Raw genomic sequence first — 14,129 nt, 5'->3', positions numbered from 1 at the left:
ATTCAACGCTCACAGGCCGTTTTTTCAACCCAAAAAAATTCTTAATCCATGAAACTGACAAGACACCTGCTTACCTTGGCCCTGTGCCTTCTGACGGCCCTGGGCACAGCGGCCGCACCCCGGAAATTCACCCTTCAGTCGCCCTCCGGAACGCTTCGCGTCGAGGTGGCGGCCACAGACAGCATCACCTACCGCCTCTACCACGGGGACGATCTGATGCTCGGCGATTCGCCGCTGTCGCTGACGCTCGGCGACGGCCGCGTGCTGGGCGTCGGAGACCGTCTTTCGGGCACGTCGCGGCGCAGTACGGATGAAGTGATCGCCACGCCCATCTACCGCAAGCAGTCGATCGAAGACAAATACAACGAACTGACCCTCCGGTTCAAAGGGTACAACGTCATTTTCCGCGCCTACGACTCGGGCATGGCCTACCGGTTCGAAACGACCGGGCGCAAACCGTTTACCGTGGTCGGCGAACGGGCCGCCTTCCGGTTTCCGGCCGACCACAAGGCCTACATCCCCTATGTGCGGGGCGAGCGCGGCACGGCGACCACCGAAATCCAGTTCTGGAACTCGTTCGAGAACAAATACGTGTATTCGGAGTTATCGGCCTGGCGCGACGGCGTGCTGGCCTTCCTGCCCATACTGATCGAAGGCGAAGGCGGCAAGAAGCTCTGCATCACGGAGGCCGACCTGCTCGACTATCCCGGCATGTACCTCTCGCCCGAAGGTCCGGGCACGTCGCTCCGGGGCGTATTCGCACCCTACCCCGCCAAAGTCGTCCCGGGAGGGCATAACGGGCTGGAGGGCGTCGTCGAGGGGCGCAAGCCCTACATCGCCCGGTTCGACGGTCCGGCGCGCTTCCCGTGGCGCGTGGTCATCGTGGCCGCAGAAGACGCGGAACTGGCCGACAACGACCTGGTATACGCGCTCGCCACGCCCGCAGAAGGCGACTTTTCGTGGGTAAAGCCCGGCAAAGTGGCCTGGGACTGGTGGAACGACTGGAACCTCTACGGCGTCGATTTCAAGACCGGCGTAAACAACGACACCTATAAATATTACATCGACTTCGCCGCCGAACGCGGCATCGAATACGTGATCCTCGACGAAGGCTGGACGAAACTCTACACGGCGGACCTGATGCAGGTCGTACCGGAGATCGACATGCCGATGCTCGTGGACTATGCCGCTTCGAAAAACGTCGGTATCATACTCTGGGCCGGGTACAACGCCCTGAACCGCGACATCGAAGGCGTGTGCAGGCACTACGCCGCGATGGGCGTCAAGGGTTTCAAGGTCGACTTCATGAACCGCGACGACCAGCAGATGGTCGATTTTCACCACCGTGCCGCACAAATCGCCGCCCGCTACGGACTGATGCTCGATTTCCACGGAACCTGCAAGCCCGCAGGATTGCAGCGCACCTACCCCAACGTTATCAACTTCGAGGCCGTGGACGGATTGGAGCAACTCAAATGGGCCAACGAGATCGATCAGGTGACCTACGACGTACAGCTTCCCTTCATCCGCCAGGTCGCAGGCCCGATGGACTACACGCAGGGAGCCATGCGCAACGCCTCGAAATCATCGTACCGCGCGGTCTACTCCGAGCCGATGAGCCAGGGCACGCGCTGCCGCCAACTGGCGCAGTACGTGGTTTTCGAATCGCCGCTCAACATGCTCTGCGACAGCCCCTCGAACTACCGCAGCGAACCGGAATGCCTCGCGTTCATGACCGCGATCCCCACCGTCTGGGACGAAACCCGCATCCTCACGGGCCGCGTCAGCGAATACATCGCCACGGCGCGCCGCAGCGGAGAGACCTGGTATGTGGGTGTGATGACCGACTGGAACGCCCGCGAACTGATGCTGGACCTCGCATTCCTGGGCGACGGCAATTTCGAGGCGGAGTGCTACGCCGACGGACCGAACGCCGACCGCGCGGCCCGCGACTACCGAAAGCATACGGAGACTGTTCCGGCCGACCGGAAAATCACCGTCCGAATGGCCCCGGGCGGCGGATTTGCGGCCAAAATCACCCCGGTGCGATGAAGGCGGCAAAACAATGGCGTCTTACCGCCGTACTGGCGGCCGTAGCGTTCGGCGGGTGCACCGGTCCGGTCGGATATGACGACACCGACCGCAAAGTGGATTCGCTCCTGAAACAGATGACGCTCGACGAAAAGATCGGCCAGATGTCGCAGTTCTCCTGCAACTGGAACGTTACGGGGGCCATCATGCCCGACGATTACCGGGAATACCTCCGCAAAGGCATGGTCGGTTCGATCCTGAACGGGTACACCGTGGCGGGAATCCGCCGGCTGCAAAGCGAGGCACTCGAACATTCGCGGCTGAAAATCCCCGTACTGTTCGGCTACGACGTTGTACACGGCTACCGCACGATCTTCCCGATTCCGCTCGGCGAAAGCTGCACGTGGGACCCGGAACTGATGCGCCAGAGCGCAGCCATCGCGGCCGAGGAGGCCGCCGCCGGAGGCATCAACTGGACGTTTGCCCCGATGGTGGACATCACGCGCGATCCCCGCTGGGGCCGCGTGATGGAGGGTGCGGGCGAGGACCCCTACCTGGGGTCGCTGATCGCCCGGGCGCGCGTCGAAGGGTTTCAGGGCGGCGACCTCGGCAGTACCAAAACCGTGCTGGCCTGCACGAAGCATTTCGCGGCGTACGGAGCCGCGGAGGCGGGCCGCGACTATAACACCACGGACATGTCGGAGCACACGCTGCGCGAAGTCTACCTGCCGCCGTTCCGGGCGACGGTCGAAGCTGGCGTCGGCTCGCTGATGGCCTCGTTCAACGAGATCGGAGGCATCCCGGCGACGGCGAAACGGCATCTGATGACCGACATCCTGCGCGGTGAATGGGGATTCGGAGGGGTCCTCGTATCGGACTACACGGGCATCAACGAACTGGTTCCGCACGGCATTGCCGCAGATGAAAAGGAGGCCGGGGAGAAGGCTCTGAACGCCGGGATCGACATGGACATGACGGGGGCGGTCTACCTGAAATACCTCCGACGCTCGCTCGACGAAGGGAGGGTGAGCCTCCGGCAGATCGACGATGCCGTACGCCGCATCCTGCGCCAGAAGTTTCTGCTGGGGCTGTTCGACGACCCCTACCGTTATCTGGACAGCCTGCGGGAACGCGAAACGCTCGGCAAGCCCGAATTCCGCGCCAAGGCCCGGGAGATTGCGGCGCGGTCGATCGTGCTGCTCAAAAACGACGGCGGCGTGCTGCCGCTCGACCCCGGCAGCCGGATGACCGTGGCGCTGGTGGGTCCGATGGTTAGCGAACGCGCCAGCCTGAACGGCGCATGGGCCGGAAGCGGCGTACGCGAAGAGAGCGTGACGCTGTTGGAAGGCCTGACTAAACGCTATGCAGGGACCGCCGTCCGCTTTATCACGGCTGCGGGATGCGACCTGACGACCGACGACCGGAGCGGCTTTGCCGCGGCCGTGACGGCCGCGCGGCGGGCTGACATCGTGGTGGCGGCCATGGGCGAACACTACGACTGGTCGGGCGAAACGGCATCGCGCAGCGACATCACCCTGCCGGGCGCGCAGCGCGACCTGCTCCGGGCCCTGGAGGCCACGGGCAAGCCAGTGGTCCTCGTGGTGCTGAGCGGCAGGCCGTTAGACCTGAGCTGGGAGCATGCGCACCTCGAAGCGATCGTCGAAGCGTGGTATCCGGGAACGACGGCGGGCGACGCCATTACCGACGTGCTGTCGGGCGACTACAACCCTTCGGGCAAGCTGACGATGAGCTTCCCGCGCAGCGCGGGGCAGATTCCGGTCTACTACAACCACAAAAACACGGGGCGCCCTGCGGCCCCGGGCCAGACCGGACGGTGCTACCGTTCGAATTACCTCGACATCGTGAACGAACCGCTCTACGCCTTCGGACACGGACTGAGTTACACGACATTCGAAATTTCGGAACCGACGCTCGACCGCGACACATTTTCGGCAGGAGGCCGGATCACGGCCTCGGCCCGGGTGAGCAACACGGGCGGGCGCGACGGCGAGGTGGTCGTACAGCTCTACATCCGCGACGTGGCGGCCAGCGTCACGCGCCCGGTCAAAGAGCTGAAGGGATTCCGGAAAATCGCCCTCCGCAAGGGTGAGGTGCAAACCGTAACGTTCGAGGTCTCCGAGCGGGAGATCGCCTTCCTGAACGCCGACTTCGTACGGCGGCCCGAGGCGGGCGAATTCCGCCTGTGGATCGCCCAGAGTTCGGACGACGACGGTCGCCCGGCGACATTCCACTACGAATAGCCGGCCTGTTCCCGTGCAACGCTCCCTGCAAACCTCCCGTTTGCAGGGAGCACTTTTTAGCGGGCCATCCGTTTTTCCTGAAAAAAACACTACCTTTGCACTATTAATTCAGGTATCTATCCATGAGGCATTCGATCATCATTCTCACGGCCTTTGCGCTTTTCTTCGCCGTGTGGTATTTCAACCTCGGCGGATGGCCGTTCCGGGCGTTTACAGAGGGTTCACAGGCTGCACATTACTTTGTAAACTATGTCGTTGCGGGTTTGATCCCGGCGGCCGCGCTGTTGCTGCTGCACCGCCCGGACGAAATCGCGTCGTCGATGGGGTTATCCCGCGGATTCGGATCCGGGGCGCTTTTCGGGGTGCTCGCTACCCTGCCGATGCTGATTGGATACGCCTGCATAGGAACCTTCGACCGGGAGGTTTCCGCGGATCACCTGCTGACCCGTGTCGTGATCGCCGGGTTCTTCGAGGAACTCGTTTTCCGGGGATTCGTTTTCGGACAACTTTTCCGCTACGCCCGCTGGGGATTCCTGCCCGCGGCGTTGCTGACGGCCGTGGCATTCGGTTCGCTGCACCTCTACCAAGGGCACGACCTGCCATCGGCGCTGGGCGCATTCGGGGTAACGGCGGCCGGAAGCGTTTTCTTCAGTTGGATTTACGCCGAATGGAATTTCAACCTCTGGTGCGTCGTCTGGCTCCACACGCTGATGAACCTGCCGTGGATCGTCTTCAGCGTCAGTGCGAGCGGCGCCGTCGGCGGAATCGGCGCCAACATCCTGCGATTCGGAACGATCGCCATCGCCATCGGCCTGACCATTGCATATAAAAAGCAGAAGAGGCTACCCTACTGCATTAATTACAAACAACTGATTATAAACCATGTATAAATCCGCGACATACCTATTGGCAGCCCTGCTGTTCGCAGCCTGCACCCCGAAGCAGCCCGCCGGGGAAAATACGTTTTACGTTTCGATACTCCCGCTGCGCAACATCGTAGAGGAAATCGTAGGCGACGATTTCGAAATCGAAGTACTCGTACCTCCCGGGGCAAGCCCCGAGACGTTCGAACCGACTCCCCGGCAGTTCGTGGGGCTGAACAGAGCGCAACTCATTTTCAACGTGGGACTTATCGACTTCGAAACGACGCTGCTGGGCAAAGTCGAAGACCAGGCGAAAGTCGTGGACCTGAGCCGCGGCATCGACCTGATTGCAGGGTCCTGTTCGCACGGCAGTCACGGCCACGCACATGCCCACGGCGTCGATCCCCACGTCTGGACCTCGCCGAAAGCCCTGCAAAAGATGGCGGCAAATGCCTATGAAGCGATTCGCAAAGCCTATCCCGACTCGGTGAAATACGAAGCCGGCTACAACCGGCTGCAGGAGAAACTGCAAGCCCTCGACACACGTACGGCAGAGAAGATCGCCCAAAGCGGCGTAGAGTACTTCATCGTCTACCACCCTGCACTCACCTACTATGCACGCGATTACGGGCTGCGGCAGGTGGCTATCGAGGCCGACGGCAAGGAGCCATCGGCCAAACAGTTGACAGCGATCATCCGACAGGCCCGCGAGGACGGCGTACGGCGGATTTTCTACCAGAATCAGTTTCCCGCATCGACCGTGGAGATCATCGCCCGCGACATCGACGCCGAATATGTGGAAATCGACCCGCTGGGCGAAGACGCAATCGCCAACATCGACGCAATGACCGACTTAATCACGGCACAATGAATCTGGTAACGCTGCGCGACGTGAGTGTCGCATACGACGGTTACGAGGCCCTTCAGCACGTCGACCTGGAGATTGCGGACAACGATTTCCTGGGTGTTATCGGTCCCAACGGAGGCGGAAAAACAACGCTCGTGAAAGCGATTCTGGGAACCGTACCCCACACGGGCGAACTGAAACTCGCCCCGGAACTGTTCCGGGGAAAGGAACGCCTGATCGGCTACATGCCGCAGATCTCGGATTTCGACCGCGCATTCCCGATTTCGGTGCTCGAAGTCGTATTATCCGGATTGCAGGGCCGCCGCGGATTCCGCACCCGCTACACGAAGGAGGACCGCGCCAAGGCGATGGAACTGCTGACGGCCTCGGGAATCGCCGGAACAGCCCGCAGCCCCATCGGCGAGGTATCGGGCGGTCAAATGCAGCGGGCGCTGCTGGCGAGGGCCGTGATCTCGGACCCGAAGCTGCTGATCCTGGACGAACCGGCGAATTTCGTGGACAACAAATTCGAAAAGGAACTTTACCGCACGCTGCACGAGCTGAACAAACGCATGGCGATCGTCATGGTTTCGCACGACATCGGAACGATTACCAGCGTCGTAAAAGAGATCGTCTGCGTCAACCGCCATGTACATCGTCACCGCTCGAACGTGCTGACCGAAGAGCAGTTGCGCAACTACGACTGTCCGATTCAACTGGTATCGCACGGACATATCCCCCACACCGTGCTGGAACACCATCCCGGCGATTGCTGCTGCGACCACGAATAAACCGGCAAAAAACATTGATCATGGATGTGACCCGACTACCGTTCAACGAGTTCATCGGCCTGAAATACGCCGACAGGCAGGACTACCTGCTGATGCTCGACGACAAAACCGAGTATCTCAATCACCTGAATAGCGTTCATGCCGGCGCCCTGTTCACACTGGCGGAGGCGACGAGCGGCCATTTCCTGCTCGGGCAGTTCGACAAGCTGCCGGATATCGTCCCGGTCGTCCGGAAAGTAGCGGTAAAATACCGGAAACCGGCCTTCGGAACCGTCTATTCGAGTGCTGCATTCCTGAATACCGGGAAAAACGAGATTCTCGAAGCCCTGGACCAAAAAGGACGCGCCTTGCTGGAAGTAGAGGTTTGCCTGTACGACCATAGCGGCACACTCGTCATGCAGGCCGTTTTCGAATGGTTTGTCACCAAACAGTAACCGGCGCCGGTTTCCGATCATCGCAAAACAGGTTTCCCTAAAACACAGTCCACCCCGGACGGGGTTACCGTTCGGGGCGGACAAGACTGGGCTAAAATGCCCGGGAGAACCGGAAATTACTTGGTCTCGTTAATTTTGCTCAGCTTCTCGAAGAGTTTGCCGAAAACATCCTCCATCTCGGCGCGCAGGGCAGCATAGTGCTTGCGAACGAGCGACGGATTGTGCGGCTCGGCGGGATTCATTGCTTTGGCGAACAAGTCGTTGCGAACGCCGACAGCCTCCTGCATCACCTCGAAAATCTCCTTCTCTTTCGAAGGCTGGAAACAAATAGCCATATCGCAGTCGAAAACAACCTCCTCAAGGCGGTAGTCAATCTCCTTCTTCAGGTTACGTAAATTTGCCATATTCAGTCGATTTTAAAATTTTTGCTTCGACAAAGGTAGTAAAACGTTTCGGATTATCAAACATTTTCAGGCTGCGGTCCCGGGAAATAATTGCGGGACACGGGCGGACAAAAAAAAGATTCCGGGAATCCGGAATCTTTTTCTGATTACATTTTCTGAAGGTCCTTGTAGGTCTTTTTGGCGGCCTTCTCGGCTTTCTTGGCGGCTTTAGCCTCCTTTTTGGCGATCTTCTTGGCAGCCTTCTCCTGCTGGCGGACTATCTTCTCGGCTTCGCGGGCCTCCTTTTTGGCGAGTTTTTCGGCGGCACGGGCCTCCTTCTTCATCTCCCTGGACTCCTCGCGCATCTCCTTCTTGGCTTCGCGGTCGTTCGGCATCTCGACGATAATACCGTTGACCTGCTCATCGACGACTACGTAAGGTTCCTGGGCGGCCTGGGGCTGCGGAGCCGGTTTGGGCTTCGGAATCATTGTGCGCTGCTCGACGACGTTGCCGGCGCCGTAGTTGATCGTCAGTTCGACACGGCGCAGTTTCGGCAGGATATCCTTTTTCAGGTAGTCCCACGCGGCGGGCATCTTTTTGAGCGCGATCTCTTTCTGGTCGGGCGACTGCTTGCCGTCGACAATATTCAGCACGGACTGTTTGTCGGGCATCGACGACTGTGCGACCAGCGCACGGCAGGTCTCCCAATCCTCGGCGACGGAATTGACCGTCACCTTGTACTTCTTCGAGAAATCGTACTTTTTGTCGACGTAGGTCTTGAAATCGTTGGCTCGCTTGGCGGCCAGCGCTTCGTTGAATTTCACCGGGCCGTCAGGCGACGAATAACCCGTAATCGTCACGGACTGAACCTGTTTCAGGGTATCCTTCATCAGGTTGCCCACAAAACCGTTGAGCTGGTCCAGTTCCTGCGGATTGCCGTTGAGCGTGGCGTTGAGCGTCGCCAGGTTGATCTGGTAGCGGATCGAATAGTCGGCGTCGCCACGGCTTTTGACCATAAACCTGCGTACGATGTAGTCTCCGTCGGTAGTCTCCGACAGTAATACGGTATCGGCCGCAGGCGCCGGGACCGCACTCTTGGTTTGGGCCGTCGCTCCGGCAGCGGCACACAACGCGAGAGAAAGAGCGAATGTTGATACAAATGTTTTCACGCTAAATTAGTGTTAGTTAACATGCCCTCACCTCTCGCAAGATTCGTACCACTGTTTAGAATCCGTATTTTCACTCTTTCAACAGCACGATTTCCAATAATATTTTCGTAACTTCGAAGAAAATATATGTAGCATGACTTATGGCAAGAAAATAACCCTGTTTCTAATGGATGGCTCCGCAGAGGGGAGGATCAGTTGCGAATTGTCCAACTGGAATGGAAAAGCATACCGTCTCCCGAGAGCCTACGTCCGACAATGCGCGGATCGAAACGATATGGATAACGCCGGTGTTTACATCCTATTCGGCAAGTCCGACAATACCGATAAAGAAGGTCTGGCGTATATCGGCGAAGCCGACGGCATCCTGAAACGGTTGACACAACACCTCTCTCAAAAGGATTTCTGGAACGATGTCATCGTGTTTATCAGCAAAGACAATAACCTGAATAAGGCCCATATCAAATACATAGAAAACAGGTTATACGAAGACGCCGATAAAGTTGGCCGCTACAAACTGGAAAATTCAAACACCCCTACCCGATCAACCATTTCCGAACCTGACGAGGCCGAGATGGAGGAATTTATCGCAAATATCAAATTACTGATAGGCACACTGGGATTCAAGATCTTCGATCCACTGCTCTCAGAATCGAATACGAAAAAAAACACCAGAATGCTTTTTTTACACGGAGCCCGCGGAGCAAATGCCCAAGGAATCAGCACCACGGAAGGATTCGTCGTCATGAAAGACTCATTAATGGCAGGTTCCGTAACACTCTCTTATACCGAAAATTACCAGCATTTACGCGAAAAACTGCTCGCCGACAAAATAGTAGTGGCAGAAGAAGGAGGCGTATTCCGGTTTACCAAGGATACATTATTTTCCAGTCCCTCTACGGCCGCAAGCATCATTATGGGCCGTTGTGCAAATGGCCTGCTGGAATGGAAAACCGACGACGGCCGCATTCTTAAAATGCTGGAAACGGAGTGATCTCCTTCTTCACATAAAAAATCAGGCCGAATGTAACATTCGGCCTGATCCTTTTTCAAAATCTTACATCCGTTCGGGAACGTCGATGCCCAGCAGTTTCATGCCCTCCTTGATGACGCGGGCGACCTGCTGCGCCAGCCTAAGGCGCATCTTGCGCACCTCGGCGTTCTCTTCCTTGAGGATCGAATGATCGTGGTAGTAGCCGTTGAACTGCTTGGCAAGTTCGTAGACATAGGCTCCGACGACCGACGGCGCGAAGTTCTCGCCGGCGGCCTTCACCACGGCGGGGTATTCCGTCAGTGCTTTCACCAGGTCGATCTCCTCGGGCAGGTAATCGGCGGCAGCGGCTCCTTCGAAGTCGATTCCGGCCTCAGCGGCTTTGCGCAGCACCGAACGGATACGCGCGTGGGTATACTGGATGAAGGGACCCGTATTGCCGTTAAAGTCGATCGACTCGCGGGGATCGAACAACATCGTCTTTCGGGGATCGACCTTTAATATAAAGTACTTGAGCGCTCCCAGTCCGACCATCGTCGAAACGGCAGAAGCCTCTTCCTCCGAGCATCCGTCGAGTTTGCCCAGTTCGGCCGACATTTCGCGGGCCGTCGAGACCATGCCTTCGATCAGGTCGTCGGCATCGACCACCGTGCCTTCGCGCGACTTCATCTTGCCCTCAGGAAGCTCCACCATGCCGTAGGACAGGTGGGTGATATGGTCGCTCCAGTCGGCATAGCCCAGTTTCTTGAGCACGAGTTTCAGGACCTGGAAATGGTAGTTCTGCTCGTTGCCCACGACGTAGATCATGTCGTCGAGTTTATTATCCTCGAAGCGGCGGAAGGCCGTGCCGAGGTCCTGCGTCATGTAGACCGACGTACCGTCGCCGCGCAGCAGCAGTTTTTCGTCGAGTCCGTCGGCCGTGAGGTCGATCCACACCGAATTGTCCTCGCGGCGGTAGAAAACGCCCTTTTTGAGCCCCTCCTCGACGAGCGACTTGCCCAGCAGGTAGGTCTGCGACTCGTAATAGATTTTGTCGAAATCGACGCCCAGCGCTTTGTAGGTCACATCGAAGCCTTCGTAGACCCAGCCGTTCATCGTCTCCCAAAGCCCGTAGACTTCCGGGTCTTTGGCCTCCCACTTACGCAGCATCTCCTGCGCTTCGAGCATGACCGGGGCGTTCTTCTTGGCCTCGTCTTCCGACCGGCCCTGCGCCATGAGCTCCTTGACCTGGGCTTTATAGTGTTTGTCGAACTCCACGTAATACTTGCCGACGAGATGGTCGCCCTTCATACCCGACGATGCAGGCGTCTCGCCGTTCCCGTAGAGTTTCCAGGCCAGCATCGACTTGCAGATGTGGATGCCTCGGTCGTTCACCAGGTTGGCCTTGATGACCGTGTGGCCGTTGGCCTTGAGGATCTGCGCCACGGAGTAACCCAGCAGGTTGTTGCGGATATGCCCCAAGTGGAGCGGCTTGTTGGTGTTGGGCGAGGAGTACTCGACCATCACGGTGCGGCCCGTTGCGGGAGCCTGCCCGAACTGCGCGTCGGCAGCGACCTCGGCGAAGCGGGCCGCCCAGAACGCACTGTCGAGCGAAAGGTTCAGGAAACCTTTGATCACGTTGAACGACGCGATCTCGGGAACGTTGGCCGTCATATATTCGCCGATCTCGGCAGCGGTAGCCTCGGGCGACTTGCGGCTTCGTCGGAGCAGCGGGAACGTCACGAGGGTATAATCGCCCTCGAACTCCTTGCGGGTCTTCTGAATCTGCAACTGCTCGTCGCCGAGCTCACCGTAAAGCGCCTCCACCGACCGGCGGACCGCATCCGAAATAAAGGTTTCGATATTCATATCCAATAGATTTTGCCTGCAAATTTAACGTTTTTCGGCGAATAACCAATCCCGAGCCGCGATATTCTTTGGTTTTGCCCCGGCTTGTACTATCTTTGCAACACAAAACCGACAAGACATTCCATGGAAATTCTCGTCATTCTACTGCTGATCCTGCTCAACGGACTGTTCGCCATGTCCGAGATCGCACTCATATCGGCCCGCCGGTCGAATCTGGAGATGCAGGCCCGGCAAGGCAGCGCAGGGGCGCGCCAAGCCCTGAAGCTGGCCAAAGACCCCGACCGGTTTCTTTCGACAGTACAGATCGGCATCACCCTGATCGGCATTCTCACGGGTATTTACTCCGGCGACACGCTGGCAACGAAATTCGGCAGCGACCTGGCCCGGCTGGGTATTCCGCTGCGCACGGTGACCATCACGGCACAAATCACGATCATCATCGTAGTCACCTACCTCACGATCATCTTCGGCGAACTGGTCCCCAAACGCATCGGCATGAACGCCGCCGAACGGGCTGCAAAGATCGTCGCACGCCCGATGCGGTGGCTTTCGATCGTAGCGTCGCCCTTCGTCTGGCTGCTCTCCAAAAGCACATCGGGGATCACCCGGCTGCTGGGGCTGCAACGGGCCGAAAGCAAAGTCACCGAGGCGGAAATCCGCTCGATTATCCAGGAAGGCGCCGAAGACGGAGAGGTGCAGAAAGTCGAACAGCAGATCATGGGACGCGTCTTCTCGCTGGGCGACCGCACGGTGGAGTCGATCATGACCCACCGCAGCGACATGGTGTGGATCGATGCTGCGATGGATGCCGCGCAAATTCGCGAACTGGTGGCCCGGGCCCCGCACAACCGCTACCCCGTCGCCGAAGGAAGCCTCGACAAACTGCTGGGCGTGGTCTACCTCAAAGACCTGTTCCTCCACCTGGGCGACGACGGGTTCGACCTGCGCGCACAGGTTGTCCCGGCAAAATTCTTTCACGAAGGATTCGAGGTATACAACGCCCTCGAACAGTTGCGCAGCGAGCAGTTGGGCTACGGCATCATCTGCGACGAGTTCGGCGTGACGCGGGGCATTATTACCCTGCGCGACATCTTCGAAGCCCTCGTCGGCGAACTTCCCGATTCGCGCGAAGAGCCCGACATCGTACAGCGCGAAGACGGCAGCTGCCTGATCGACGGGCAATGCCCGTTCTACGATTTCCTCGCCTGGTTCGGCATGGAAAACGTCCTCCCCCACAACGCCTACAACACCGTCAGCGGCCTGATCCTCGACCACCTGGCCCACATTCCCGCCACGGGCGAGAAGCTGGAATGGAACGGTTTCACGTTTGAAATCGTGGACATGGACGGGGCGCGTATCGACAAAATCCTCGTCAGCCAGAAACAACAATTATGAGAATAGCAGACATCGAACTGGGCGAACGCCCCCTGCTGCTCGCGCCGATGGAGGACGTGACCGATCCGTCGTTCCGCTACATGTGCAAACGCTTCGGCGCCGACATGGTCTACACGGAGTTCATCTCGTCGGACGGCCTGATCCGCGACGCGGCGAAATCGCTCAAGAAGCTCGAAATCGACGACGCGGAACGCCCCGTGGGCATTCAGATATACGGACACCTGATCGAACCGATGGTCGAAGCGGCGCGCATGGCCGAAGCGGCCGATCCCGATGTCATCGACATCAATTTCGGATGCCCGGTGAAGAAGATCGCCGGACGCGGAGCCGGTTCGGGTATGATGCGCGACGTGCCGCTGATGGTCGAAATGACACGGCAGATCGTGGCGGCAGTCAGAAAGCCCGTAACCGTGAAAACCCGCCTCGGATGGGACGAGGAATCGAAAAATATCGAAGAAATAGCCCTGCGATTACAGGATACGGGCATTGCAGCCCTCACGATCCATGGCCGCACACGGGCCCAGATGTACCGCGGCGAGGCCGACTGGACACTGATCGGGAAGGTGAAGAACAATCCGCAGATACGCATTCCGATCATCGGCAACGGCGATGTCGATTCGGGTCCCAAAGCCAAAGAGATGTTCGACCGCTACGGCGTGGACGGCGTGATGATCGGCCGTGCGACCTACGGCCGACCGTGGATATTCCGCGAAGTGAAACACTTCCTCGCAACGGGCGAAGTACTGCCGCAGCCATCGGTCGTCGAACGGGTGGCCATCGCAAAAGAACACCTGCAGAAATCGCTCGAAATCAAAGGCGACCACGTCGGCATCCTCGAAATGCGTCGCCACATGACCAACTACTTCAAGGGGCTGCCCGACTTCAAGCCCACGCGGCTGAAACTCGTAACGTCGCTCGACATCGCGGAATTGTTCGCAACGCTCGACCAAATCGCCGAACGCTGGGGCGGTTACGACCTGAGCGGAGCGGTTCCCGCACCGCTGTCGCACAACCTCTGAAAACAGAAAATGCCGGAGTCTAAGACTCCGGCATTTATTTTCCGAGTTTCGGCCTTTACTGAACCGTGATGCTGTTCAGCAGGTCCGTCTTGCCCTCATT

At 58.5% G+C, this 14,129-nt stretch carries 12 protein-coding genes; 9 read left to right on the top strand and 3 right to left on the bottom strand.

What is annotated here, in order from left to right; translation table 11 throughout:
- The first annotated feature begins 48 nt into the window (after positions 1–48).
- The 6 genes from I2E69_RS06515 to I2E69_RS06490 all read left to right on the top strand — a co-directional run bounded on the left by I2E69_RS06515 (position 49) and on the right by I2E69_RS06490 (position 7,227).
- A complete protein-coding gene (locus tag I2E69_RS06515) occupies positions 49–2,052 on the top strand; it encodes a glycoside hydrolase family 97 protein (RefSeq protein WP_195460116.1) in 2,004 nt (667 codons plus the stop codon).
- Positions 2,049–4,292: a glycoside hydrolase family 3 N-terminal domain-containing protein gene (locus I2E69_RS06510; RefSeq protein ID WP_195460114.1), complete on the top strand. Its 2,244-nt coding sequence runs from the start codon at positions 2,049–2,051 to the stop codon at positions 4,290–4,292. Before I2E69_RS06515 ends, I2E69_RS06510 begins: the two co-directional genes overlap by 4 nt.
- Positions 4,293–4,414: 122 nt before the next feature.
- On the top strand, positions 4,415–5,182 hold the full coding sequence (locus tag I2E69_RS06505) for a CPBP family intramembrane glutamic endopeptidase (protein WP_195460112.1): 768 nt from the start codon (positions 4,415–4,417) through the stop codon (positions 5,180–5,182).
- On the top strand, positions 5,175–6,026 hold the full coding sequence (locus tag I2E69_RS06500; RefSeq protein WP_195460109.1) for a metal ABC transporter solute-binding protein, Zn/Mn family: 852 nt from the start codon (positions 5,175–5,177) through the stop codon (positions 6,024–6,026). Before I2E69_RS06505 ends, I2E69_RS06500 begins: the two co-directional genes overlap by 8 nt.
- A complete protein-coding gene (locus I2E69_RS06495; protein ID WP_195460107.1) occupies positions 6,023–6,793 on the top strand; it encodes a metal ABC transporter ATP-binding protein in 771 nt (256 codons plus the stop codon). Before I2E69_RS06500 ends, I2E69_RS06495 begins: the two co-directional genes overlap by 4 nt.
- A 20-nt stretch (positions 6,794–6,813) precedes the next feature.
- Positions 6,814–7,227: a DUF4442 domain-containing protein gene (locus I2E69_RS06490; protein WP_195460105.1), complete on the top strand. Its 414-nt coding sequence runs from the start codon at positions 6,814–6,816 to the stop codon at positions 7,225–7,227.
- A 116-nt stretch (positions 7,228–7,343) separates the two neighbouring features.
- On the opposite strand, the gene I2E69_RS06485 is transcribed toward I2E69_RS06490, so the two are convergent.
- A complete protein-coding gene (locus I2E69_RS06485; RefSeq protein WP_195460103.1) occupies positions 7,344–7,631 on the bottom strand; it encodes a hypothetical protein in 288 nt (95 codons plus the stop codon).
- A 146-nt stretch (positions 7,632–7,777) separates the two neighbouring features.
- Positions 7,778–8,779, bottom strand: coding sequence for a hypothetical protein (locus tag I2E69_RS06480; RefSeq protein ID WP_288332377.1), 1,002 nt, complete (start codon positions 8,777–8,779; stop codon positions 7,778–7,780).
- Between the two features lie 133 nt (positions 8,780–8,912).
- Between I2E69_RS06480 and I2E69_RS06475 the strand changes: the two genes are divergently transcribed.
- Complete coding sequence (locus tag I2E69_RS06475) at positions 8,913–9,770, top strand: GIY-YIG nuclease family protein (protein ID WP_195460102.1); 858 nt, start codon at positions 8,913–8,915, stop codon at positions 9,768–9,770.
- A 63-nt stretch (positions 9,771–9,833) separates the two neighbouring features.
- Here I2E69_RS06475 and argS read toward each other — a convergent pair whose 3' ends face one another.
- Entirely contained in the window at positions 9,834–11,615 is a 1,782-nt protein-coding gene (gene argS / locus I2E69_RS06470) for an arginine--tRNA ligase (protein WP_195460100.1), read from the bottom strand.
- Positions 11,616–11,738: 123 nt separating this feature from the next.
- Here argS and I2E69_RS06465 point away from each other — a divergent pair, with 123 nt between their 5' ends.
- Positions 11,739–13,010: a hemolysin family protein gene (locus I2E69_RS06465; protein ID WP_195460098.1), complete on the top strand. Its 1,272-nt coding sequence runs from the start codon at positions 11,739–11,741 to the stop codon at positions 13,008–13,010.
- Positions 13,007–14,029 (top strand): tRNA dihydrouridine synthase DusB, encoded by a 1,023-nt coding sequence (dusB, locus tag I2E69_RS06460; protein ID WP_195460096.1) that lies wholly within the window; start codon positions 13,007–13,009, stop codon positions 14,027–14,029. The genes I2E69_RS06465 and dusB overlap by 4 nt, the downstream gene beginning before the upstream one ends.
- Positions 14,030–14,129 lie beyond the last annotated feature (100 nt).

Source organism: Alistipes sp. D31t1_170403_E11 (assembly GCF_015553985.1).
Classification (GTDB): Bacteria; Bacteroidota; Bacteroidia; order Bacteroidales; family Rikenellaceae; genus Alistipes; species Alistipes montrealensis.
This window is presented reverse-complemented; position numbering and strand designations above follow the sequence as displayed.

Coding starts and splice junctions, on each gene's coding strand:
- I2E69_RS06485 (WP_195460103.1), bottom strand. CDS start 7,631: ATGGCAAATTTACGTAACCTGAAGAAGGAGATTGACTACCGCCTTGAG.
- dusB (WP_195460096.1), top strand. CDS start 13,007: ATGAGAATAGCAGACATCGAACTGGGCGAACGCCCCCTGCTGCTCGCG.
- argS (WP_195460100.1), bottom strand. CDS start 11,615: ATGAATATCGAAACCTTTATTTCGGATGCGGTCCGCCGGTCGGTGGAG.
- I2E69_RS06475 (WP_195460102.1), top strand. CDS start 8,913: ATGACTTATGGCAAGAAAATAACCCTGTTTCTAATGGATGGCTCCGCA.
- I2E69_RS06515 (WP_195460116.1), top strand. CDS start 49: ATGAAACTGACAAGACACCTGCTTACCTTGGCCCTGTGCCTTCTGACG.
- I2E69_RS06490 (WP_195460105.1), top strand. CDS start 6,814: ATGGATGTGACCCGACTACCGTTCAACGAGTTCATCGGCCTGAAATAC.
- I2E69_RS06505 (WP_195460112.1), top strand. CDS start 4,415: ATGAGGCATTCGATCATCATTCTCACGGCCTTTGCGCTTTTCTTCGCC.
- I2E69_RS06500 (WP_195460109.1), top strand. CDS start 5,175: ATGTATAAATCCGCGACATACCTATTGGCAGCCCTGCTGTTCGCAGCC.
- I2E69_RS06495 (WP_195460107.1), top strand. CDS start 6,023: ATGAATCTGGTAACGCTGCGCGACGTGAGTGTCGCATACGACGGTTAC.
- I2E69_RS06465 (WP_195460098.1), top strand. CDS start 11,739: ATGGAAATTCTCGTCATTCTACTGCTGATCCTGCTCAACGGACTGTTC.
- I2E69_RS06510 (WP_195460114.1), top strand. CDS start 2,049: ATGAAGGCGGCAAAACAATGGCGTCTTACCGCCGTACTGGCGGCCGTA.